The organism is Kitasatospora brasiliensis (assembly GCF_032654805.1).
Lineage (GTDB): Bacteria > Actinomycetota > Actinomycetes > Streptomycetales > Streptomycetaceae > Kitasatospora > Kitasatospora brasiliensis.
Map to the genome: position 1 here is coordinate 54,103 of NZ_JAUOOW010000010.1, position 22,017 is coordinate 76,119.

The window sequence follows — 22,017 nt, forward strand, 5'->3', positions numbered from 1 at the left end:
AACGCCCGAGAGGCCGGGCTCCCCGCTGGGGAGCCCGGCCTCTCGCCGTTGTGCCGGGGCCGTCAGGCGTCGACCAGCTGCTCGCTGGGCAGCTCGACGTGGGCGCCCAGGTCGCGCAGCTTGTCCATGAAGTTCTCGTAGCCGCGGTTGATCAGGTCGATGCCGTGCACGGTCGAGGTGCCCTCGGCCGCCAGCGCCGCGATCAGGTACGAGAAGCCGCCGCGCAGGTCCGGGATGACCAGCTCGGCGCCCATCAGCTTGGACGGGCCGGAGACGACCGCGGAGTGCAGGAAGTTGCGGGCGCCGAAGCGGCAGGGGGTGCCGCCCAGGCACTCACGGTAGAGCTGGATGTGCGCGCCCATCTGGTTCAGCGCGCCGGTGAAGCCGAGCCGCGACTCGTACACCGTCTCGTGGACGATGGACAGGCCGGTGGCCTGGGTCAGCGCGACCACCAGCGGCTGCTGCCAGTCGGTCTGGAAGCCGGGGTGCACGTCGGTCTCCAGGGCGATCGCCTTGAGCTCGCCGCCCGGGTGCCAGAAGCGGATGCCCTCGTCGTCCACCTCGAAGGCGCCGCCGACCTTCCGGAAGGTGTTGAGGAAGGTCATCATCTCCAGCTGGCGGGCGCCGCGGACGTAGATGTCGCCCTTGGTGGCCAGCGCCGCGCAGGCCCAGGAAGCCGCCTCCAGGCGGTCCGGCAGGGCCCGGTGGGTGTAGCCGTTCAGCTCGTCCACACCGGTGATCAGGATGGTGCGGTCGGTGCCCAGGGTGATGATCGCGCCCATCTTCTGGAGCACGCAGATCAGGTCGACGATCTCCGGCTCGATGGCCGCGTTGCGCAGCTCGGTGACGCCCTCGGCGAGGACGGCGGTGAGCAGCACCTGCTCGGTCGCGCCGACCGAGGGGTAGGGCAGCTCGATCTTGGTGCCGCGCAGCCGCTGCTGGGCGACCAGGTAGGTGCCCTGGGGGTGCTTCTCGATGGACGCGCCGAACTGGCGCAGCACCTCGAAGTGGAAGTCGACCGGACGGCCGCCGATGTCGCAGCCGCCCAGGCCCGGGATGAAGGCGTGGCCGAGGCGGTGCAGCAGCGGGCCGCAGAACAGGATCGGGATCCGCGAGGAGCCGGCGTGGGCGTCGATGTCGGCCACGTTGGCGCTCTCGACGTGGGACGGGTCGAGGATCAGCTCGCCGTCCTCGTCGCCGGTGCGCACGGTCACACCGTGCAGCTGGAGCAGGCCGCGGACCACCTTGACGTCACGGATGTCCGGGACGTTGCGCAGTCTGCTGGGGCCCTGCCCGAGGAGGGCGGCGACCATGGCCTTGGGCACCAGGTTCTTCGCACCGCGGACGCGGATCTCGCCTTCGAGCGGATTTCCGCCATGGACCAGCAGGACGTCGTCGGTCATCGTTCTCGCAATCCGGGGTGCCAGAGGGGTCGGGGGGAGGGCTCCGGGAGAGAGCCGGTGGTGGACCGGTCGTAAACGGGCGCGTTCGGGCCCCCGGCGAAACCGAGTCGGCACCGTAAAGAGCGTCCACCAGACGTAGATGGTAGTAGGCGCGCCGTCGGTTCCCGTGAGCCTCTCCCGTGATGGTGCTCTCTCCGGGCCCGCGACCGCCCGCCGGTACGGCCGTACGGGTGTTCGTCCGGCGTGGCGGGTTTCCGGGTGTTGCGCTGCCGAGCGGTGCCGTTCTGCGGGATCATGTGGGCATGACGGCGGCCCATTCGCACGCAGGCCGGTCCCACACCGGCCGTCTGATCGTCGCGACGCCCCTGCTCAGCGACCCGAACTTCGCGCGGGCGGTGGTGCTGCTCCTCGACCACGATGCCGAGGGGGCGCTCGGCGTTGTCCTCAACCGGCCCACGCCGGTCGACGTGGGCAGCGTGCTGGACGGCTGGAACAGACTCGTCGGACAGCCGGCCGTGGTCTTCCAGGGCGGCCCGGTGGCGCTGGACTCCGCGCTCGGCCTCGCCGTGGCGCCGGGGGAGCCGGGCACCGGCGAGCCGCTCGGCTGGCGCCGGGTGCACGGCGCGATCGGCCTGGTGGACCTGGAGGCGCCGCCCGAGGTGCTGGCCGGCGAGCTGGGCAGCCTGCGGATCTTCGCCGGGTACGCCGGCTGGTCGCCGGGGCAGCTGGAGACGGAGCTGGAGAGCGGCGCCTGGTACCTGGTGGACTGCGAGCCGGGGGACGTCTCCAGCCCCGAGCCGGAGCGGCTGTGGCGCTCCGTGCTGCGCCGCCAGCGCGGCCCGCTCGCCCTGCTGGCGACCTACCCGGACGACCCGACGATGAACTGAGCCGGCGGCCCCGGCGGCGCGACACTGGCCGGGTTTCCGGGGGCCCCCATAGACTTGGCACCCATGAGCACTCTTGAGCCCGAGCGCGGCCTCGGCACCGGCACCCTGGTCGAGCCCGTCCCGCAGGTGTCCCACGGGGACGGCGACCACGAGCGCTTCGCGCACTACGTCCAGAAGGACAAGATCATGGAGAGCGCGCTCTCCGGGTCTCCCGTGGTCGCGCTCTGCGGCAAGGTGTGGGTGCCCGGGCGCGACCCGAAGAAGTACCCGGTCTGCCCGATGTGCAAGGAGATCTACGACGGCATCGGCAAGCCGCAGGGCGGCGACGGCGAGAACAAGTAACCGGGTCGCACCACCGCGTTTTGCATAGCACCGCGTTTCCTGGGTGGTCTATGCCAATCGTTCCGGGGGTGGGCAGGATGTCGGAATGGACCTCATTCCCGCACCTTCGAGTGCCGTCCGCCGCCCGGACGAGGACTATCCGCTCGACGTCGCCACCACGCTGACCGCACCCCCCGCGCTGGCCGACGCCGAGCGCTGGCTGCGGGCCACCCTGTCGGCCGCCACCGGGCTGCCGCTCGGCCCCGGCCGGCCGGGCGGGGGCATCGAACTGGTCCTGGACGAGTCGCTGGCCGCCGAGGCGTACCGGATCACGGTGCGCCCCGGCCACGCCCTGCTCGCCGCGGGCGGCCCGGCCGGGGCGCTGTGGGGCGCGCAGACCCTGCGCCAGCTGCTCGGGCCGGACGCCTACCGCCGCTCGCCGCTGCGCCACGAGGGCTGGGTGCTGCCCGGCGCCGACATCGCCGACGCGCCCCGGTTCGGCTGGCGCGGCGCGCTGCTCGACGTCGCCCGGCACTTCCTGCCCAAGTCGGACGTGCTGCGCTTCGTCGACCTGCTCGCCGCGCACAAGCTCAACGTGCTGCACCTGCACCTGACCGACGACCAGGGCTGGCGGGTGGAGATCAAGCGCTACCCGAGGCTGACCGAACGCGGCGCCTGGCGGGAGCGCTCGATGGTCGGCTACCGGGCCGGGCAGCGCCGCGACGACCGCCCGCACGGGGGGTACTACACCCAGGAGGACCTGCGCGAGATCGTCGCCTACGCGGCCGCGCGCGGGGTCACCGTCGTCCCGGAGATCGACCTGCCCGGCCACACCCAGGCCGCCGTCGCCGCCTACCCCGAGCTGGGCAACACCGACGTGGTGGACACCGCGGCGCTCGGCGTCTGGAGCGACTGGGGGGTGAGCCACAACGTGCTCAACGCCTCCGAGGAGACCCTGCGCTTCTTCGAGGGCGTGCTGGAGGAGGTCCTGGAGCTCTTCCCGTCCGAGTTCGTCCACCTCGGCGGCGACGAGTGCCCCAAGGAGCAGTGGAAGGACAGCGCCGCCGCCCAGGAGCGGATCCGCGAGCTGGGCCTGGCCAACGAGGACGAGTTGCAGAGCCACCTCATCCGGCACTTCGACCGCTGGCTGGCCGAGCGCGGCCGCCGGCTGATCGGCTGGGACGAGATCCTGGAGGGCGGGCTCGCGCCGGGCGCCGCCGTCTCCTCCTGGCGCGGCTTCGGCGGCGGGATCGCCGCCGCGAAGGCCGGGCACGACGTGGTGATGTGCCCGGAGCAGCACGTCTACTTCGACCACCGGCAGGCGGACGGCCCGGACGAGCCGATCCCGGTCGGCTTCGTGCGCACCCTGGAGGACGTCTACCGGTTCGAGCCGGTCCCGAAGCAGCTGGACGAGGCCGCCGCCCGGCACGTGATCGGCACCCAGGCCAACCTGTGGAGCGAGTTCATGGACAGCGCCCGGGACATCGACTACCGGGCCTTCCCCCGGCTGGTCGCCTTCGCCGAGGTCGCCTGGTCCGAGCTGCCCGCCGAGCCGGCCGAGCGGGACTTCGCCGGCTTCGAGCGGCGGCTGACGACGCACCTGAGGGCGCTGGACGCGCTCGGCGTCGAGTACCGCCCGGCCGGCGGGCCGCACCCGTGGCAGCGCCGGCCCGGGGTGCTGGGCCGCCCGATCGAGGGGCCGCCGCCGGTGCGCTGACCGGTGTGTTCGTCGTACTCACCGGGAACTTCTGAGCGGTCATCCGACGTCAAGAACTGATGAACATCTGCCCTGACCCAGAGCGGGTCGGGGCAGATACCGCCCGGTATCGGTCCCAAACGGGCAGTCCCGTTCACCGGTCCCGAAGTGATCATCGAGCATTGTGTGCCAGAGTTGCCCAACCCGGCCCGATCGCCCGTACCCTACGGGCCAGGCCGGGCTGCTGACGCAGGACAGCACGGCCGACGGCCGGCGGGCGGCAGGCGATCGATGAGCAAGTGGAGCACGGTGGGACCCAGGTGAACCGGACGATCATGCTGCCGGCCTCCCTCGACGAGGCCGTCGACGCGCTGGCCGCCGCCCCGGCCGCGGTACCGGTGGCCGGAGCCACCGACCTGATGGAGGCCGTCAACGCCGGACGGCTGCGCCCCGCGGCCCTGGTCGGCCTCGGCCGGATCACCGAACTGCGCGGCTGGCGCTACGAGGACGGCGGTACCGCGGTCCTCGGCGCCGGACTCACCCACGCCCGGATGGACCGCCCCGACTTCGCCGCGCTCATCCCCGCGCTCGCCGACGCCGCCCGCACCGCCGGCCCGCCGCAGGTCCGCAACGTCGGCACCCTCGGCGGAAACATCGTCACCGCGGCGCCGGCCGGCGACACCCTCCCGGTGCTCACCGCGCTGGAGGCCGCCGTCACCCTCACGAGGGCCGGCGGCAGCCGCGAGGTGCCGGTCAGTCACCTGCTCACCGGGCTCGACCCGGTGCGCCCCGGCGAACTGCTCACCTGGGTGCGCGTCCCGCTGCTGCACGCCCCGCAGGTCTTCCTCAAGGCCACCGGTCGCAGCGGCCCGGCCCGCGCCACCGCCTCCGTCGCCCTCGTCCTCGACCCGGCCCGGCGCTCGGTGCGCTGCGCCGTCGGGGCCGTCGCGCCGGTGCCGCTGCGCCCGCTGGAGGCCGAGGCCTGGGTGGCCGGCTGCATCGACTGGGACGGCAGCCGGGAGATCGACCCGGTCGCGGCCGCCGCCTTCGGCGAGTACGTGGCCGCCGCCTGCGTCCCCGACAACTACGGTGCCGAGGGCTCCTGGGAAGCCGTGACCGAGGGGCCGACCGCGGCCGCCGTCCGGTTGCGGCGTACCGTATCGGTGCTGGCCCGACGGGCACTGGGAAGGGTGCTGAAGTGACCACAGACCCCATCGAGACCCTCGACGCCGACCCGCTCGGCCTCTCCCCGCAGGTCACCCGCGAGATGCGCCCGTGCGCCTCGTACACGCTGCGGGTCAACGGTTTCGAACGGCCCGTCACCGACGCCTGGATCGGCGAGAGCCTGCTCTACGTGCTGCGCGAGCGGCTCGGCCTGGCCGGTGCCAAGGACGGCTGCGAGCAGGGCGAGTGCGGAGCCTGCTCGGTGCAGGTGGACGGCCAGCTGGTGGCCGGCTGCCTGGTGCCCGCCGCGCTGGCCGCCGACAGCGAGATCAACACCGTCGAGGGCCTGTCGGCCGCCGGCGGCGCGAGCGGCGTCCAGCAGGCGCTGGCCGCCTCCGGCGCCGTGCAGTGCGGCTACTGCACCCCCGGCATGGCGATGGCGGTGCACGACCTGCTCCAGCGCAACCACCGGCCCACCGAGGTCGAGGCCCGCCAGGCGCTCTGCGGCAACCTCTGCCGCTGCACCGGCTACCGGGGCGTGCTGGCCGCCGTGCAGACCGTCGCGGACGCCCGCGCGCTGGAGGCCGAGGAGGCGGAGGAGGCCGCCGCCACGCAGGCCGCCGAAGCCGCTCCCGAGCCCGCCGCCGAGGCGCCGCCCGTCGAGACGGCGGCCGTCGAGGGGCCCGCGGAACTGCCCGTCGAGCCGCCGGTCTACGCCGACGCCGAGGCCTGGATCGAGCACGTCCCCCAGCAGCAGCACGCCGAGCCGCAGCACGCCGAGCCGGCCCCGGCCGGGCTGCCGTACGGCGACCCCCAGGGCGGCTACGACACCGGCGTGTACGACACCACCGTGCTGGCCCCGATCCGGGACGCCATCCCCGCCCAGGCCGCCGGGGACCAGGTGTACTACCCGCCGCAGGGCTACCCCGAGCAGCCGTACCAGGGCACCCCCGCGCACGGCACCTACCTGCCCTACCCGGACGGCCACCAGCAGCAGAACGGCTACGACACCGGCGTGTACGACGCGCCGGTCTACCAGCCCACCCCCGCGCACGGCACCCCGTTGCCCGAGGCCGTCTTCGACGGCACGCCCCCGCACGGCACCCCGTACGCCGCCCAGCACCCGCACGGTGCCCCGGCCGAGGGCGGCGCCCCGGCCGGCGTCCCGTACGGCGCCACCCCCGCCCACGGCATCCTGCTCCCCGAGGACGACCACGCATCATGACGTCGCCTACCGACATCGGCGCAGCACTCCAACAGGACGGTGGCGAGGACGGCGCACCGGAGCCGATCGGCCTGGGCAGCTCCCCGCTGCGCAGCGACGCGCTGCCCAAGGCGCTCGGCATCTACCCGTACGCGGCCGACCTGTGGGCCGAGGGGCTGCTGTGGGGCGCGGTACTGCGCTCGCCGCACCCGCACGCCCGGATCCGCGGCATCGACACCTCGGCCGCGCTGGCGCTGCCCGGCGTGCACGCCGTGGTCACCGCCGCCGACCTGCCGCCCGGCCCGGACGGCACCCCCGACGGCGCCCCGGCCGGACCGATCGTCGCCGACCGGCCGGTGCTGGCCGCCGCCGTGGTGCGCCACCACGGCGAGCCGATCGCCGCGGTGGCCGCCGACCACCCGGACACCGCCCGGCTGGCGGTCGGTCTGATCGCGGTCGACTACGAGCCGCTGGAGGCCGTCACCGACCCCGAGCAGGCCTTCACCGCGCCGCCGCTGCACCCGGACGGCAACCTGTTCCGTCACCTGCCGCTGCGCACCGGGGACCCGGACGCGGTCGGCGAGATCGTCGTGGAGGGCCTCTACCAGGTCGGCCGGCAGGACCCGGCCCCGCTGGGCGCCGAGGCCGGGCTGGCCGTGCCGCGCCCGGACGGCGGCGTCGAGCTGCACCTGTCGTCCACCGACCCGCACGGCGACCGTGACCGCACCGCCGCCTGCCTCGGCCTGGAGCCGGACCGGGTCCGACTGGTGGTCACCGGCGTGCCCGGCGCCACCACCGACCGCGAGGACCTCTCCTTCCAGGTCACCCTGGCGCTGCTGGCGCTGCGCACCGGGCGCCCGGTGAAGATGACGCTCACCCGCGAGGAGTCCTTCCACACCCACGCCTCGCGCCACCCCGCGCTGCTGCGCTACCGCCACCACGCCGACGCCGAGGGCACCCTGGTGAAGGTCGAGGCGCAGATCCTGCTGGACGGCGGCGCCTACGCGGACGTCTCCGCCGAGGCGCTGGCCGCCGCGACGGCCTTCTCGGTCGGCCCGTACGTCTGCCCGAACGTCTTCGTGGACGCCTGGGCGGTGCGCACCAACAACCCGCCGGCCGGCCGGATGCGCGGCGAGGGAGCCCTCCAGGCCTGCTTCGCGTACGAGTCGCAGCTGGACCAGCTGGCCGCCCGGATCGGCGTGGACCCGGTGGAGATCCGCCGCCGCAACGCGATGTCCACCGGCGACCCGCTGCCCACCGGACAGGCCGTCACCTGCCCGGCGCCGGTGCGCGCCCTGCTGGACGCGGTCGCCGAGGAGCCGCTGCCGGCCCTGCCGGTGGACGACCCGGACGCCGAGTGGCTGCTGCCCGGCGGGCCCGGCGGCGCGGGCGACCCGGCGGCGGTGCGGCGCGGCATCGGCTACGCCGTCGGCATGGTGCACATGCTGGGCGCCGAGGGCGAGGACGAGGTCTCCACCGCGACCGTGCGGGTCAGCGGGGACCACGCCACGGTGATCTGCGCGGCGGTCGACGCCGGGCAGGGCTTCGCCACGCTGGCCCGGCAGATCGTGCAGACCGTGCTGGGCGTCAGCGAGGTCTACATCGCCCCGGCCGACAGCGACCAGTCGATCGCCGGGCCGTCCGCCCGCGGCCGGCACACCTGGGTCTCCGGCGGCGCCGTCGAGCGGGCCGCGCTGATGGTCCGCCACCAGCTGTTGCAGCCGATCGCGGCGAACTTCGGGATGTCGGTGGAGCTGCTCCAGATCTCCGAGGGCAAGATCACCTCGTACGACGGGGTGCTCGGCATGCCGGTCGCCGAGGCGTTGGAGGGCAAGGAGCTGTGGGCCACCGCGCAGTGCCGCCCGCACCCCACCGAGCCGCTGGACGAGTCCGGGCAGGGCGACGCCTTCGTCTCCATCTCGTTCTGCGCGATGCGCGCGGTGGTGGACGTGGACATCGAGCTCGGTGCCGTACGGGTGGTCGAGATGACGGTCGCCCAGGACGTCGGCCGGGCGCTGAACCCGCGCCAGATCGAGGACCGGATCGAGGCGGGGGTGGCGCAGGGCGTGGGCCTGGCGCTGCTGGAGGACCTGCACACCGAGGGAGGGGTGCTGCGCAACCCCTCGCTCACCGGCTACCGGCTGCCCACCTCGCTGGACACCCCGGAGGTGCGGATCGCCGCACTGCTGGAGGAGCGCGACGTGGTGGCCCCGTTCGGGGCCAAGGCGGTGGGCGCGGTGCCCGCGGTGGTCGCCCCGGCGGCCGTCGCCGCGGCCGTCCGGGCCGCCACCGGTCTGCCGGTCGGCCGGCTGCCGATCCGGGCGGAGGACGCCGTCACGGCCTGACCGGGTCTCTCCTGGAATGCGCAATGGGAATTGCCGGCCGACTTCTCGGAAGTCGACCGGCAATTCCCATTCCCTGAGGCCATGGCGGGAATCGAACCCGCGTGTACCGCTTTGCAGACGGTTCCCTCAACCACTCGGGCACACGGCCAGTGAATTCATGGTGGCCGATCCGGGGGGACGGGTCAATGTCCCTTTGTAAATTCTGCGTGGCGGTGTGTGCTACGGTCGAAGACAGGTGGCGGCATTCCCGCCACCCCGGACGAGCGCGTCGTACCCGGTGACGACAAGACGGCGCAGTTCAGCGGCAACACAGCCGCTGTGGACTGCGGAGGTATACCGTCATGGCCTGGCTCGTTCTGATCGTCTCGGGTTTCCTGGAGACCGTCTGGGCGGTCGCCCTGGAATCGTCCAAGGGCTTCACCCGACTCGTTCCCAGTCTCGTCTTCGGCGTCGCGGTGACGCTCAGCATGGGCGGTCTGGCGTATGCGATGCGCACCATTCCGATCGGTACCGGCTATGCCGTCTGGGTCGGCATCGGGGCGGTCGGCACCGCGGTCTACGGGATGGCCGTCCTGGGTGATCCGGCGACCGTGGCCCGGATCGGCTGCCTGCTGCTGATCGTCTCCGGCGTGGTGGGGCTGAAGGTTCTGCACTGACCCGGTCCCGGGCTCGTGGACTAGGTCCACGGACCGAGTCGATCACCGACCGAGGTCAGGGGTCAACCAGGTAGACGGCCCTTACGATAATATGTATGACCACTGCTTCCCCCACCTCGGTCGACCCCGTGCCGATAACCCTCGACGACGACCCGGACGGCGGGGTGCTCGGCGGCCGCTTCCGCGCGCTGACCCTGGGGATCGTCTCGGTGGTCCTGGTGATCGCCTTCGAGGCGACGGCCGTCAACACCGCGATGCCGACGGCGGCCCGCGAACTGCACGGCGTCTCGCTGTACGCCTTCGCCTTCTCCGGCTACTTCACCAGCACCCTGTTCGCCCTGGTCGTCTCCGGCCAGTGGTGCGACCGGCGCGGCCCGATGCGGCCGCTGTTCACCGGCATCGCGGTGTTCGGCGTCGGCCTGGTGGTGGCCGGGACGGCGCCCGGGATGTGGGTGTTCGTCGGCGGCCGGTCGATCCAGGGCCTGGGCGGCGGGCTGGTGATCGTCGCGCTGTACGTGGTGGTCGGCCGGGCCTACCCGGAGCGGCTGCGGCCGGCCGTGTTCGCGGCCTTCTCCTCGGCCTGGGTGCTGCCCTCGATCGTCGGCCCGCTGGTCGCCGGGACCGTCACCCAGCACCTGGGCTGGCGCTGGGTGTTCCTCGCCGTGCCGGCGCTGATCCTGCTGCCGCTGGCCGTGATGGGCCCGGCGCTGGCCCGCTCCGAGCGCGAGCACCCGGTGGCCAAGGGCGGCGGCTTCGACCGCCGCCGCACCCGGCTGGCCGCGATGGCGGCGGCCGGCGCCGGACTGGTCCAGTACGCCGGCCAGCGCCTCGACCTGATCGGGCTGATCCCCGGGGCGGCCGGGGCGGCGCTGCTGGTGCCGGCCGTCCTCGGGCTGCTGCCCGCCGGGACGCTGCGCGCGGCGCGCGGACTGCCGGCGGTGATCCTGCTGCGCGGGGTGTCGGCGGGGGCGTTCTTCTCCGCCGAGGTGTTCATCCCGCTGATGATGACCAGCCAGCGCGGCCTCTCGCCGACGCTCGCCGGACTCACCCTGACCAGCGGCGGCCTCACCTGGGCGCTGGGCTCCTGGCTCCAGGGGCGGCCGGGGGCCGAGCGCTACCGGGTGCCGATGATCCGGGTCGGCTTCGTGCTGACCGCGGTCGCGATCGGGGGCGCCGCGCTGGTGCTCGTCCCGGCGGTGCCGGCCTGGGTGGCCGCGGTGGCCTGGGGCATCGGCGGCCTCGGGATGGGGCTGACCATCGCGACCGTCAGCGTGCTGATGATGAAGCTCTCCAGGCCGGAGGACGCCGGCGCCAACTCGGCCGCGCTCCAGCTGAGCGACGCGCTGGGCAACGTGCTGCTCACCGGCCTGGCCGGGGTGCTGTTCGCGGCGCTGGGCGGCGGCTCGGTGGCGGCCCTGCACGACACGGCGGAAGGCGCCGGGTCGCCCGGCGCCTTCGCGGTGGTGTTCCTGACCAGCGTCGGGGTGACCGTGCTGGGAGCGCTGCTCTCCGGCCGGGTCCGCGCCCGGTCCTGAGGGGTCGGCCGGCGGCTGGGGTTCAGGCCCCCGCCGGGGAGCCCAGGAAGGACTCCCAGCCGCCGGCCGGGGACTGCCCCGGGGCGAGGGTCTGGAGCTTGCGCAGCATCGCCGGGTCCTGGGCGTCCAGCCAGTCGACCAGCTGGCGGAAGGAGACCAGCCGGACCTCCGGCTTGCCCGCGATGGACCGGAGGGCGTCCTCCACGGCGTTCATGTAGATGCCGCCGTTCCACTCCTCGAAGTGGTTGCCGATGACGTACGGCGCCCGGTTGCCGTTGTACGTGCGGTCGAAGCCCATCAGGTACGAGTCACGGGCCTGGGACTGGAAGCCCGGGTAGAGCGCCGGGTCGGCCTTGGTGTTGGGGCCGCACTGGTTGTACATGATGTTGTAGTCCATCGAGAGCACCTGGAAGGTGTGCCCGGGGAACGGGATGGACTGCAGCGGGAGGTCCCACAGCGCGCCGCCCTGGATCTTCTGCGGCCACACCTGGGTGCCGTTGCCGCTGCTGTCGTAGCGCCAGCCGCGCTTGACCGCGGTGGGCAGCAGGTTGCGCTGGCCCTCCAGACAGGGGGTGCGGCTGCCGATCAGCTCCCTGCCGTAGTCGAACGGCAGCGGCGGCAGGTCGGTGAAGCCGGTGTTGGTGCGCCAGTTCGTCACGAAGTCCATCGCCTGCTGGATCTCGCTGTCCCACTCCTCCGGGGACCACGCGCCGACGCCGGTGGAGCCGCAGAAGTGGCCGTTGAAGTGGGTCCCGATCTCGTGGCCCTCCAGCCAGGCCTCGTGCACGTTCTCCAGGGTGTCGCGGATGTGCTGGTCGCTCAGGTAGCCGATGTCGGAGGCGCCGGCCTTGTGCTGCGGCGGGCGGTAGAGCTCCTTCTTGGACTCCGGCAGCAGGTAGAGGCCGCTGAGGAAGAAGGTCATCTTCGCGTCGTGCTCCTGGGCCAGCCGGCGGAAGCGGGCGAACAGCCCGTTGTCGAGCTCGCCGGCGCCGTCCCAGGAGAAGACCACGAACTGCGGCGGGCGCCGGCCGGGCTGCAAGCGGTCGACGGAGGGCTGGTTCGGCTGCGGGCCGGTGTCCGAGGTGGAGCCGTCGCCGATCAGGACGGCCTGCGCCTTGGGGGCCGGGGGCGCCGGGGTGGGGGTGTCGCCCGGCTCGTCGGCCGCGCCCGTCGGCGGGACGGCGGCGCCGGTCGCCCGCTGCCCGCTGCCCGCGTGGTTGCTGCCGCAGCCGGCCGCCAGGGTGGCGGCGGTGGCGGCGCCGGCCGCCAGCAGGGTGCGGCGGGAGAGGGCGTCCATGGGCACTCCGTTCGTGGGGGCGGCGTTCGGCGGGCGGTGCGGGCCGAGGAGTCCGGCGGGGCGCGTGGGTGCCGGCGTCCGCGACCGGGTCAGCATGGCACGGGGGCGGGGAGGGCCGGAGAGGCGCAGCGGGGGCCGCAGGCGATCCCCCCGAACGACGCAACCGAACGACGCTACCGGACGACGCAACCGAACGGGCCCGCCGACCGTCGATAGCTCGTGTCGGGCGTGGTCCGGCGGCGAGCGCCCCCACGGAGCGGCCGTCGCACTCCGTGACCGGGCAGCCACGCGGCGCGGGGGAAACGCCGTCGACCCTGCCGATCGGGGGGTGCCGATCCGACCGTCGTATGGACGTGCCTTACAGTCCGATCCGGTTGAATTGTTCCCAGGAAACTCCCAGGAAGCGGGATTTCCGCCGGCAGAGGGGAGCGCCCGTGGGCGTCCAGCAGAGCAGGAGCCCATGGCCGGGCACCCTGGCGGCGGGGGCCGCGCTGGTGCTCGGCGCCTGGCTGCTGCACGACGGAGGCTCGTCGGTGCTGCCGCCCGCCCCGGACGCCGGCCAGGCCCAGGCCGGGATCACCCCGGTCTCGGTCGTCCCGCCGCTGGGCCCGTCCGCGCCGACCCGGATCCGCATCCCGGCGGTGCGGCTGGACGCCCCGGTCACCGCGCTCGGACTGGACCCGGACGGCCGGCTCCAGACCCCGCCCGAGGCGGACCGGAACCTGGCGGGCTGGTACCGCGGCGGGGCCAGCCCCGGCCAGCGCGGCACCGCGATCCTGGCCGGACACGTCGACAACAAGGCCGGCCCCGCGGTCTTCTACCACCTGGGCGCGCTCCACCGCGGGGACCGGATCGAGATCGCCCGGGCGGACGGCGCCACCGCCGTCTACCAGCTGTACGCCATCGAAGTGCACGACCGAAAGGACTTCCCGGACGACCGGGTCTACCGTCAGGCCGCCGACGCGCAGCTGCGGGTGATCACCTGTGGCGGCGCGTACAGCGAGGAACACGGCTACGAGGGCAACGTCGTCGCCTACGGGTTCCTGGCCGACACCACCCCGCCGGGCAAAGCCGCATGACCACGCTGACCCTTGCCTCCCGCTGGAACCCGATCGACTGGCCGCTCACCGAGGGCCTCATCCCGCACGCCGTGCTGGCGGCCGGCTGGGCGGCGCTGTTCGCGCTCTCCGTCGGCCGCGGCCGCGGCTGGTGGCGTTTCCGGCTGCCCGCCGCGCTGCTCACCGCGGCCGCGCTCAGCCTGCTGCTGGACGTCGTGGTCGACGGCTGGTGGCACCCCTTCCCGGAGGGCACGCCCTCGTACGTCACCCGGTGGATAGCCGTCGCCCTGCTCGGGTTCTGCCTGGCCGGCTACCGGATGCGCCGGCTCGCCTGGCGCCGGCGGGGGCTGGCGCTCGGCCTGAGCGGCCTGGTGCTGCTGATGGCCGCCTCCGAGGTGAATATCGGCTTCGGCCAGTTCCCGAACGGGCGGGTGATGCTGGCGCCGTGGCTGACCAGGACCGACGGGCTGGTCGCCGCCAAGGTCGGCCAGACCGTGGCCGTCCCGCCCGGCAAGGTGCTGGAGGAGGTCTGGAAGCCCCCGGCGAACCTGCCCGAGAAGGGCACCGTCTCGGTGGTGCCGATCCCCGGCACCAGGTCGGGCTTCCGGGCCCGCGACGCGTACGTCTACCTCCCGCCCGCCTACCAGGCGACCCCGAGGCCGCTGCTCCCGGTGGTCGTGATGATCAGCGGTCAGCCCGGCATCCCGGGGGACTGGGTGCTCTCCGCGCAGATCAACGAGGCGCTGGACGCCTACGCCGCGGACCACGACGGCCTCGCGCCGATCGTGGTGATGCCCGATCAGCTCGGCTCCACCTGGGCGAACACGCTCTGCCTCGACTCGAAGATCGCCAAGACCCAGACCTACCTGGCGGTGGACGTCCCCGACTGGATCCACCAGAACCTCCAGACCGCGACCGGCCGGGCCTCCTGGGGGATCGGCGGCGCCTCGATGGGCGGCACCTGCGCGCTCCAGCTCGGCGTCAACGCGCCCGACGTGTACGGCACCGTGCTCGACATGTCCGGGCAGGAGGAGCCGACCCTGGGCAGCCGGGAACAGACCGTCAAGGCCGCGTTCGGTGGTGACGACAAGAAGTTCGACGCGGTCGATCCGCTTCAGGTGATGGCCCGCAGGAAGTTCCCGGACACCAACGTCGCGTTGGTCGTCGGCGAGACCGACGAGGAGTTCAGACCGCAGATGGAGAAGGTCTACCAGGCCGTGCAGGCGGCCGGGATGAAGTCCAAGTTCGAACTGATGCCGGGCGGCCACGGCTGGGTCGTCTTCCGGCCCGGCATCGCCCAGCAGATCCCGTGGCTCGCCCAGCAGACCGGGCTCGCCCGGTGAGCGGGGCGGCGGCCGCGCTGGCCTCCGTCGGCGAGCAGCGCGGGGCCGGGCCGGACACGGAGGGCACGACCGACCGCGCCCCGGTCACCCGGACGCCGGAGCCGCGCCCGCAGCGGGTCCGGCGGGCCGCCCGGGCGCTCGGCTCCCGGCTGCGCTCGGCGCCGCTGACGCTCGCTCTGCTGGCCGGGCTCTGGCTGCTCGGCGCGGCCACCGGCAGCCTGGCCCACGGCCCGTCCGAGCGGCTGCTGGACCGGGCCGGGCTCGGCCTGCCCACGCTGGCCGAGGGCCACTGGTGGGCGCCGGTCACCTCGCTGTTCTGGTGCTCGGGCAGCGGCTCGTACGTGTTCACCAGCCTGCTGCTGCTCCTGGTCGGCCCGGCCGCCGAGCACCGGCTCGGGCGGGTGCGCACCCTGGGGGTGCTGGTCGGCGGACAGGTCGTCGGCACCCTGCTGGGCACCGCGCTGGTCGCCTTCGGCGCCGCGGCGGGGGAGCAGTGGACCGCCTCGGTGGCCGACCAGATCGCGGTCGGCCCCACCACCGGCGCCTTCGCGCTGGCCGGGGTGGTCGGCTACCGGCTCACCGTGCTCTGGCGCCGCCGGCTGCACCTGCTGGTGCTGCTCGTCCCGCTGGTGATGACGCTGTACGTGGGCCACCTCCAGAGCGTCCAGCGGTGTGCCGGCGCGCTGGCCGGACTCGCCCTGGGCGCGCTGGTCAGCCGGGGCCGCCCGCACCTGCGCACCCACCGCTCCTCGCACTCCGAGACCCGGGTGCTGGTCGCGCTGTGCCTGGTCGCCGCCGCCTTCGGGCCGCTGATCGCCTCGCTGTACGACAACGCCAGCGGGCCGTTCAACACCTTCTCCGAGCTGTACTTCTCACACCGGCTCAGCCCGGACGAGGTGGCCGACTTCTGCGCGGTGTCCGCGCACGACTGCGCCCGCGCGCACGCCGTGGTCCGGATCTTCGACACCCCGGGGCGGATGATGGCCGCGCTGTTCCCGGCGCTGCTGCTGGTGCTGGCCGAGGGGCTGCGCCGGGGGCTGCGGTTCGCCTGGCGGGTCACGGTGGCCACCGAGCTGCTCTGGGCGGCGCTGCTGGGCTGGCTGTACCTGGACGCCGGGCCGGTCAGCCGGGACGTGGTGCAGTACTTCGTCGAGGCGCTGCTGCTGCCGCTGCTGACCACCGTCCTGCTGGTGGCCACCCGCAACCGGTTCCGGCTGCGGTTGTCCGGCCGCTCGGTGCGCCGGCTGGTCCTGGTGCTGTGCGGCGCGGCGCTTTCCTCGGCGGCCGCGTACGTGGGGCTCGGGCGGCTGGTGGCCGGGGAGTTCGAGCCGGGGGCGACCGTCCGCGGGCTGGTGGCCGGGCTGCCCGCCCAGTTCCTGCCGCCCGCGTACAACGACCTGCTGCCGGACTATCCGATCGCGGTCGGGCCGGTGGCGCGCCTCCTGGAGACGTACTGCGGGCTGGCGTTCTGGGTGGCCGCGCTGGCCGTGCTGCTGTCGGTGTTCCGCCGTCCGGTGCTGCACACCGACACGGCGGCGGCCGGCCGGGCGCGGGCGCTGCTGACCGAGCACGGCGGCGGGACGCTGTCCTTCATCGCCACCTGGGACGGCAACCACTACTGGTTCGACGAGCGGGGCCGGGCGGCCGTCGCCTACCGGGTGGTGGGCACCGTCGCGCTGACCACCGGCGACCCGTTCGGCGCCCCGGAGGACCGGGCCAGGGCGGTGGCCGGCTTCGCCCGGTACTGCGACGCGCGCGGCTGGACGCCGTGCTTCTACAGTGTCTGCGGCGAGACCAGGGCGGCCGCCGCACAGCTGGGCTGGCGCTCGGTGCAGGTCGCCGAGGACACCGTGGTGCCGCTGCCCGAGCTGGCCTTCACCGGCCGCAAGTGGCAGGACATCCGCACCGCCCTCAACAAGGCCGGCAAGCAGGGCATCTCCGCGGAGTGGTGGGCGTACCACGAGGCGCCGCTGGCGCTGCGCGAGCAGATCCGGGCGATCTCCGAGGAGTGGGTCTCCGAGAAGGGCCTGCCGGAGATGGGCTTCACGCTCGGCGGGCTGGACGAGCTGGACGACCCGGACGTGCGGGTGCTGATCGCGGTGGACGAGCAGCGGGTGGTGCACGGGCTGACCAGCTGGATGCCGGTGTACGAGGACGGCGTGCCGGTCGGCTGGACGCTGGACTTCATGCGCCGTCGCTCGGACGGCTTCCGCGGTGTCAGCGAGTTCCTGATCGCCTCGGCCGCGCTCGGCTTCAAGGAGGAGGGCGCGCGCTTCCTGTCCCTGTCGGGCGCGCCGCTGGCCCGCACCGGGCAGGACGAGGAGCCCACCGGCCTGCAGCGGATGCTGGACTGGATGGGCAGGGCGCTGGAGCCGGTGTACGGCTTCCGCTCGCTGCTGGCGTTCAAGGCGAAGTTCCAGCCGCAGTACCGGCCGATGTACATGGCGTACCCCGACCCGGCCGCGCTGCCCGGCATCACCAGGGCGATCGGCAAGGCGTACCTGCCGCACCTGACGGCGGCGCAGGGCGTGCGGCTGATGCGCAGGCTCTCCGGCTGAACGGCTGAACGGCTGAACGGCTGAACGGCGGGCGTCGGTCCCCCGGGCCCCGGACCCGGGTGGCCGTGCGCCGCGGCGCCGGGCGTCAGCCGAGCAGCTCGGCGAGCGCGCGGTCGGCGTCCAGGTGCAGGTGCTCCTCGCCCTCGGGGACGAGCAGCCGGCTGCGCCACAGGAAGCCGCGCAGGTCGGCGGTGTCGAACTGGAGCAGCGCGGTGCCCTCCGGGGCACGCAGCTCGATCATGGTGCGCCGGCCGGCCGCGGGCCGGACGTGGACGTCGCCGACGCCGGAGGGCACCTCCAGGCCGCACGAGAGCAGCTGCCGCGCGAAGATCCAGACGATGTCCTCGGCGCCGCGCCCCTCGGTCTCGTCCAGCGAGAACTCGGCCGGGAAGGCCATCCGGACGGCCAGCGGGTCGTCCGCGAGGTAGGACATGACCACCCGCAGCCGGATGGAGCGGTGGGTGGAGAGGATCAGGCGGGCCTGAACGGTCTCTTCGACGGTGCGCATGGCAGGTCCCTTCGGTTCGGTGCGGGGCCGCGCTGTGACAGGTGGGGTTGGTGCGGCCTCACCCTGGTGAGAGTCCTGGGACCGGTGGTGATTACCCGGTTCCACGGGGAATTTCCTGTGACCCGGGTCACAGCGATTTCCGGCCGTGCGGGCCCCGGGCGGAGCCTCGTCGGGCGGCCCGAACGGCGCCGGACCCGGTACTCTGGGCGGGTTGCCCGATTGCCGCCCGACCGCTGGGCGAGGCCGCTAAACCGCCTCTGACCTGCGATGATCCCCCTCGGAGACCGTGAGTACTGCCGCCGCCTCCTCGATGCCGCTGTTCTCCGACATGTCGGAGCCGCAGGCGCCCGTCCGGGCCGTCGGCCACGCCGCGCCCGCTGGTTCGCACCACCTCTCCCCGGCCTTCCCCGGCCGAGCCCCCTGGGGCACCGCGGGCAAGCTGCGGGCCTGGCAGCAGGGTGCGCTGGACAAGTACATCGAGACTCAGCCGCGTGACTTCCTCGCGGTCGCCACCCCGGGCGCGGGCAAGACCACCTTCGCGCTCACCCTGGCCTCGTACCTGCTGCACAACCACCTGGTGCAGCAGGTGACCGTGGTCGCGCCGACCGAGCACCTGAAGAAGCAGTGGGCCGAGGCCGCCGCGCGGATCGGCATCAAGCTGGACCCGGCGTACTCCTCCGGCCCGCTGTCCCGGGAGTACCACGGCATCGTGGTCACCTACGCGGGCGTCGGGGTCAACCCGATGCTGCACCGCAACCGGACCGAGGCCCGCAAGACCCTCGTGATCATGGACGAGATCCACCACGCCGGTGACTCCAAGTCCTGGGGCGAGGCCTGCTTCGAGGCCTTCGAGCCGGCCACCCGCCGACTGGCGCTGACCGGTACGCCGTTCCGCTCGGACACCAACCCGATCCCGTTCGTGGCGTACGAGGCGGGCGGCGACGGCATCCGCAAGTCGGTGGCCGACTACACCTACGGCTACGGGCACGCGCTCGCCGACCACGTCGTCCGTCCGGTGATCTTCCTCAGCTACAGCGGCAACATGCGCTGGCGCACCAAGTCCGGCGACGAGCTGGAGGCCCGGCTCGGCGAGCCGATGACCAAGGACCTGATCGCCCAGGCCTGGCGCACCGCGCTGTCCCCGCAGGGCGAGTGGATCCCGGCCGTGCTCCAGGCCGCCGACCGGCGCCTCACCGAGGTCCGCAAGGCGATCCCGGACGCCGGCGGGCTGGTCATCGCCACCGACCAGAACGTGGCCCGCGCCTACGCCAAGATGCTGCGCGAGATCAGCGGCGAGAAGGTCACCCTGGTGCTCTCGGACGAGACCGAGGCCTCCAAGCGGATCTCCGACTACGCGGAGGGGACCTCGCGCTGGATGGTCGCCGTCCGCATGGTGTCCGAGGGCGTCGACGTGCCCCGGCTCTGCGTCGGGGTGTACGCGACCTCGATCTCCACCCCGCTGTTCTTCGCCCAGGCCGTCGGCCGCTTCGTGCGCGCCCGCAAGCGCGGCGAGACCGCCTCGGTGTTCCTGCCGACCATCCCGCTGCTGCTGGGCTTCGCCAACGAGATGGAGCTCCAGCGCGACCACGTGCTCGACCGGCCCAAGAAGGAGGGCGACGGCCTCTTCGACGAGGAGGACCGGCTGCTCGCCGAGGCCGAGCGGGCCAACGACGGGCCGGACGGCGCGGGCGGCGAGGAGTTCTCGTACGAGGCGCTGGGCTCCGACGCGGTCTTCGACCGGGTGCTGTACAACGCCATGGAGTTCGGCATGCAGGCCCACCCGGGGAGCGAGGAGGAGGACGACTACCTCGGCATCCCGGGCCTGCTGGAGCCGGACCAGGTGCAGATGCTGCTCCAGAAGCGCCAGCACCGGCAGATCCAGCGCAGCAAGACCAAGCCCGCCGAGGAGGCGGACCTGCTGGAGCTGCCGGCCGAGCAGCGGCCGGTCGTCACCCACCAGGAGCTGCGGGAGCTGCGCAAGGAGCTGAACGCGCTGGTGGCCGCCTGGCACCACCGCACCAACCAGCCGCACGGCACCATCCACAACGAGCTGCGCCGCCAGTGCGGCGGGCCGCTCACCGCCCAGGCCACCGCGAACCAGCTGAAGGCGCGGATCGGGAAGATCCGGGAGTGGGCGAAGTAGCGCGCCGCCGGCGGGCTCGCCCCGGGGCGTCCGGACTCCGGACCGGGGGCGCGCCCGCGCCCTGACGCACCCGGCGGTTCGCGGGGGTTTGTCCAGGATTCGGGGCGGCGGCGACGGTGATCGCGCCCGAATTTTGGACAACCACTTCCGTCGCGTCATTTCCTTCACTACCTTTCCCCCACGCTCTTCCGCCGGGCAACCCCCGTGCGGGACGGCGCCGCAGGATCGCGCGGAGGCAAGGACGGCACCGCGCGGCCCGTAGCGCGGCCACCCCCACCTGCGCGCGACACCGACCTTGGAACGGCGCCGCCCGCCCGCGAGCGCCGCGGAAAGGATTGCCCGTCGTGACTGCCGAGACCTCCCAGACCCTGGACCGCGGCGTCCGGGTCCTCAAGCTCCTCGCCGACTCCGAGCGGGGGCTCACCGTCACCGAGCTGGCCGCCCGGCTGGCCGTCAACCGGACGGTGGTCTACCGGTTGCTGGCCACCCTGGAGCAGCACGGGCTGGTCCGCCGGGACATCGGCGGGCGCGCCCGGGTGGGCCTCGGGGTGCTGCGTCTGGCGCACCGGGTGCACCCGCTGCTGCGCGAGGCCGCGCTGCCGGCCCTGCGCAGCCTCGCCGAGGACCTCGGCGCCACCGCCCACCTGACCCTGGTGGACGGCAACGAGGCACTGGCCGTCGCCGTGGTCGAGCCGAGCTGGACCGACTTCCACGTCGCCTACCGGACCGGGCTGCGCCACCCGCTCACCGAGAGCGCGGCCGGCCGGGCGATCCTGGAGGCGCGCACCTTCCCCAGCCAGCGCCGGCCCGAACAGGGCTTCGTCATCACCCGGGCGGAGGAGCAGTCCGGGGCGAGCGGGGCGGCCGCCGCGCTGCTCGGGCTGAGCGGCATCGAGGGCAGCGTCGGCGTGGTGATGCTGAACGGGATGGTGCCCGAGCGGGTCGGCCCCCGGGTGGTGGAGGCGGCGACCGAGGTGGCCGACGCCCTGAGGTAGCGCCCGCACCCGGCGTCGGGTGTGTTTGGATTCCCCTTGTGTCCGACACCAAGCTGCCCAAGGCCCTGACCTCCCCGCGGTCCCGCGCGCTGACGCTCTGCGGCGCGCTGGTCGCCGCGCTGTTCGGCGTGGCCGCCTTCGTCCCGCTGCCGTACACCATCACCTGGCCGGGCCTGACCGCGGACACCCTGGGCTCGTACCAGGACAGGCCGGTGCTCACCATCACCGGGGCGCCGGTGCGCACCACCGAGGGCGAGCTGCGGATGGTCACCATCACGGCGACCAACGCGGGGCAGAAGAACACCTTCTGGCGGTCGCTGCGGGCGTGGTTCGACTCGAAGGAGGCGGTGCGTCCGACCGAGACGGTCTACCCGGAGACCAATCCGGTGAAGGCCGACGAGGCGACCGCCCAGCAGATGGCCGAGTCCCAGGACGCCGCGACGGCGGCCGCGCTGAACTTCCTCCACCTGTCGCCGGACCAGGTCAAGGTCAAGGTCGACCTGGGCGAGGTCGGCGGGCCGAGCGCCGGCCAGATGCTGGCGCTGGGCATCGTCGACAAGCTCGCCGGCGACGGCAAGGGCGGCGACCTCACCGGCGGGCTCACCGTCGCCGGCACCGGCACCATCGACAAGGACGGCACCGTCGGCCCGGTCGGCGGCGTCCCGCTGAAGACCCAGGCGGCCGCCCGGGACGGCGCGACGGTGTTCCTGCTGCCCAAGGACGAGTGCGCGGACGCCAAGGTGAACACGCCGAAGTCGCTGCGGCTGGTGCCGGTCGGCACCCTCGCCGAGTCGGTCGCGGCCCTGGAGGCGCTGCGCGCCGGCGGCCAGGTCCCTTCCTGCTGAGGCCGGGCGCCCGTTGAGGTGGGGCGCTCTGCGGGGTCGGACCCCGGGGGCCGGATGGC

At 73.8% G+C, this 22,017-nt stretch carries 16 protein-coding genes, 1 tRNA gene, 1 pseudogene and 1 riboswitch; of the genes and pseudogenes, 14 read left to right on the forward strand and 4 right to left on the reverse strand.

Annotated elements, in window-relative coordinates; genetic code table 11:
- Window positions 1-62: 62 nt before the first annotated feature.
- The gene (murA, locus tag QWJ13_RS31820; protein ID WP_316528931.1) at window positions 63-1,403 is read right to left on the reverse strand and encodes a UDP-N-acetylglucosamine 1-carboxyvinyltransferase; all 1,341 of its coding nucleotides are present in this window, start codon (window positions 1,401-1,403) and stop codon (window positions 63-65) included.
- A gap of 302 nt (window positions 1,404-1,705) precedes the next feature.
- Here murA and QWJ13_RS31825 point away from each other — a divergent pair, with 302 nt between their 5' ends.
- From QWJ13_RS31825 to QWJ13_RS31850, 6 genes and pseudogenes are all read left to right on the forward strand, one after another.
- Complete coding sequence (locus QWJ13_RS31825; protein WP_316528932.1) at window positions 1,706-2,290, forward strand: YqgE/AlgH family protein; 585 nt, start codon at window positions 1,706-1,708, stop codon at window positions 2,288-2,290.
- Between the two features lie 63 nt (window positions 2,291-2,353).
- Window positions 2,354-2,632 (forward strand): DUF3039 domain-containing protein, encoded by a 279-nt coding sequence (locus QWJ13_RS31830; RefSeq protein ID WP_316528933.1) that lies wholly within the window; start codon window positions 2,354-2,356, stop codon window positions 2,630-2,632.
- Between the two features lie 85 nt (window positions 2,633-2,717).
- Window positions 2,718-4,328, forward strand: a complete 1,611-nt coding sequence (locus QWJ13_RS31835) for a beta-N-acetylhexosaminidase (protein ID WP_316528934.1) — start codon at window positions 2,718-2,720, stop codon at window positions 4,326-4,328.
- Window positions 4,329-4,642: 314 nt separating this feature from the next.
- Complete coding sequence (locus QWJ13_RS31840; RefSeq protein WP_316529260.1) at window positions 4,643-5,509, forward strand: FAD binding domain-containing protein; 867 nt, start codon at window positions 4,643-4,645, stop codon at window positions 5,507-5,509.
- Window positions 5,510-5,580: 71 nt separating this feature from the next.
- Window positions 5,581-6,114 (forward strand): annotated as a pseudogene (locus QWJ13_RS31845) ((2Fe-2S)-binding protein); the annotation flags it as partial.
- A gap of 578 nt (window positions 6,115-6,692) precedes the next feature.
- Window positions 6,693-9,020 carry a xanthine dehydrogenase family protein molybdopterin-binding subunit gene (locus QWJ13_RS31850; protein ID WP_316528935.1) on the forward strand — a complete coding sequence of 776 codons (2,328 nt, stop codon included), beginning with the start codon at window positions 6,693-6,695 and terminating at the stop codon, window positions 9,018-9,020.
- 76 nt (window positions 9,021-9,096) lie between these two features.
- Here the strand turns inward: QWJ13_RS31850 and QWJ13_RS31855 are convergent.
- Window positions 9,097-9,168, reverse strand: a tRNA-Cys gene (locus QWJ13_RS31855).
- An 84-nt stretch (window positions 9,169-9,252) separates the two neighbouring features.
- Window positions 9,253-9,318: riboswitch (guanidine-III (ykkC-III) riboswitch) on the forward strand.
- Window positions 9,319-9,361: 43 nt separating this feature from the next.
- On the opposite strand from QWJ13_RS31855, the gene QWJ13_RS31860 reads away from it, so the two are divergent.
- Complete coding sequence (locus tag QWJ13_RS31860; RefSeq protein ID WP_316528936.1) at window positions 9,362-9,676, forward strand: DMT family transporter; 315 nt, start codon at window positions 9,362-9,364, stop codon at window positions 9,674-9,676.
- Between the two features lie 95 nt (window positions 9,677-9,771).
- The gene (locus tag QWJ13_RS31865; protein ID WP_316528937.1) at window positions 9,772-11,211 is read left to right on the forward strand and encodes an MFS transporter; all 1,440 of its coding nucleotides are present in this window, start codon (window positions 9,772-9,774) and stop codon (window positions 11,209-11,211) included.
- Between the two features lie 22 nt (window positions 11,212-11,233).
- On the opposite strand, the gene QWJ13_RS31870 is transcribed toward QWJ13_RS31865, so the two are convergent.
- Window positions 11,234-12,508: a polysaccharide deacetylase family protein gene (locus QWJ13_RS31870; protein ID WP_316528938.1), complete on the reverse strand. Its 1,275-nt coding sequence runs from the start codon at window positions 12,506-12,508 to the stop codon at window positions 11,234-11,236.
- A gap of 434 nt (window positions 12,509-12,942) precedes the next feature.
- On the opposite strand from QWJ13_RS31870, the gene QWJ13_RS31875 reads away from it, so the two are divergent.
- From QWJ13_RS31875 to QWJ13_RS31885, 3 genes are read left to right on the forward strand one after another with little or no spacing between them, the layout of a single operon-like run.
- Window positions 12,943-13,587 (forward strand): class F sortase, encoded by a 645-nt coding sequence (locus QWJ13_RS31875; RefSeq protein WP_316528939.1) that lies wholly within the window; start codon window positions 12,943-12,945, stop codon window positions 13,585-13,587.
- Window positions 13,584-14,909 (forward strand): alpha/beta hydrolase, encoded by a 1,326-nt coding sequence (locus tag QWJ13_RS31880; protein ID WP_316528940.1) that lies wholly within the window; start codon window positions 13,584-13,586, stop codon window positions 14,907-14,909. Before QWJ13_RS31875 ends, QWJ13_RS31880 begins: the two co-directional genes overlap by 4 nt.
- Window positions 14,876-17,467, forward strand: coding sequence for a bifunctional lysylphosphatidylglycerol flippase/synthetase MprF (locus QWJ13_RS31885; protein WP_316528941.1), 2,592 nt, complete (start codon window positions 14,876-14,878; stop codon window positions 17,465-17,467). The genes QWJ13_RS31880 and QWJ13_RS31885 overlap by 34 nt, the downstream gene beginning before the upstream one ends.
- Before the next feature lie 85 nt (window positions 17,468-17,552).
- On the opposite strand, the gene QWJ13_RS31890 is transcribed toward QWJ13_RS31885, so the two are convergent.
- Entirely contained in the window at window positions 17,553-17,975 is a 423-nt protein-coding gene (locus tag QWJ13_RS31890; RefSeq protein ID WP_316528942.1) for an SsgA family sporulation/cell division regulator, read from the reverse strand.
- Between the two features lie 328 nt (window positions 17,976-18,303).
- Here QWJ13_RS31890 and QWJ13_RS31895 point away from each other — a divergent pair, with 328 nt between their 5' ends.
- The 3 genes from QWJ13_RS31895 (at window position 18,304) to QWJ13_RS31905 (ending at window position 21,958) form a co-directional block, all read left to right on the forward strand.
- Window positions 18,304-20,118, forward strand: a complete 1,815-nt coding sequence (locus QWJ13_RS31895; protein WP_316529261.1) for a DEAD/DEAH box helicase — start codon at window positions 18,304-18,306, stop codon at window positions 20,116-20,118.
- Between the two features lie 344 nt (window positions 20,119-20,462).
- Complete coding sequence (locus QWJ13_RS31900) at window positions 20,463-21,113, forward strand: IclR family transcriptional regulator (protein ID WP_188300086.1); 651 nt, start codon at window positions 20,463-20,465, stop codon at window positions 21,111-21,113.
- 38 nt (window positions 21,114-21,151) lie between these two features.
- The gene (locus QWJ13_RS31905; protein WP_316528943.1) at window positions 21,152-21,958 is read left to right on the forward strand and encodes a S16 family serine protease; all 807 of its coding nucleotides are present in this window, start codon (window positions 21,152-21,154) and stop codon (window positions 21,956-21,958) included.
- Window positions 21,959-22,017: the final 59 nt, after the last annotated feature.

Excerpts from the sequence above, each read along its gene's own strand:
- QWJ13_RS31890 (WP_316528942.1), bottom strand. The coding sequence starts at position 17,975 with ATGCGCACCGTCGAAGAGACCGTTCAGGCCCGCCTGATCCTCTCCACC.
- QWJ13_RS31870 (WP_316528938.1), bottom strand. The coding sequence starts at position 12,508 with ATGGACGCCCTCTCCCGCCGCACCCTGCTGGCGGCCGGCGCCGCCACC.
- QWJ13_RS31895 (WP_316529261.1), top strand. The coding sequence starts at position 18,304 with ATGTCGGAGCCGCAGGCGCCCGTCCGGGCCGTCGGCCACGCCGCGCCC.
- QWJ13_RS31850 (WP_316528935.1), top strand. The coding sequence starts at position 6,693 with ATGACGTCGCCTACCGACATCGGCGCAGCACTCCAACAGGACGGTGGC.
- QWJ13_RS31860 (WP_316528936.1), top strand. The coding sequence starts at position 9,362 with ATGGCCTGGCTCGTTCTGATCGTCTCGGGTTTCCTGGAGACCGTCTGG.
- QWJ13_RS31880 (WP_316528940.1), top strand. The coding sequence starts at position 13,584 with ATGACCACGCTGACCCTTGCCTCCCGCTGGAACCCGATCGACTGGCCG.
- QWJ13_RS31835 (WP_316528934.1), top strand. The coding sequence starts at position 2,718 with ATGGACCTCATTCCCGCACCTTCGAGTGCCGTCCGCCGCCCGGACGAG.
- QWJ13_RS31830 (WP_316528933.1), top strand. The coding sequence starts at position 2,354 with ATGAGCACTCTTGAGCCCGAGCGCGGCCTCGGCACCGGCACCCTGGTC.
- murA (WP_316528931.1), bottom strand. The coding sequence starts at position 1,403 with ATGACCGACGACGTCCTGCTGGTCCATGGCGGAAATCCGCTCGAAGGC.
- QWJ13_RS31840 (WP_316529260.1), top strand. The coding sequence starts at position 4,643 with ATGCTGCCGGCCTCCCTCGACGAGGCCGTCGACGCGCTGGCCGCCGCC.
- QWJ13_RS31825 (WP_316528932.1), top strand. The coding sequence starts at position 1,706 with ATGACGGCGGCCCATTCGCACGCAGGCCGGTCCCACACCGGCCGTCTG.
- QWJ13_RS31865 (WP_316528937.1), top strand. The coding sequence starts at position 9,772 with ATGACCACTGCTTCCCCCACCTCGGTCGACCCCGTGCCGATAACCCTC.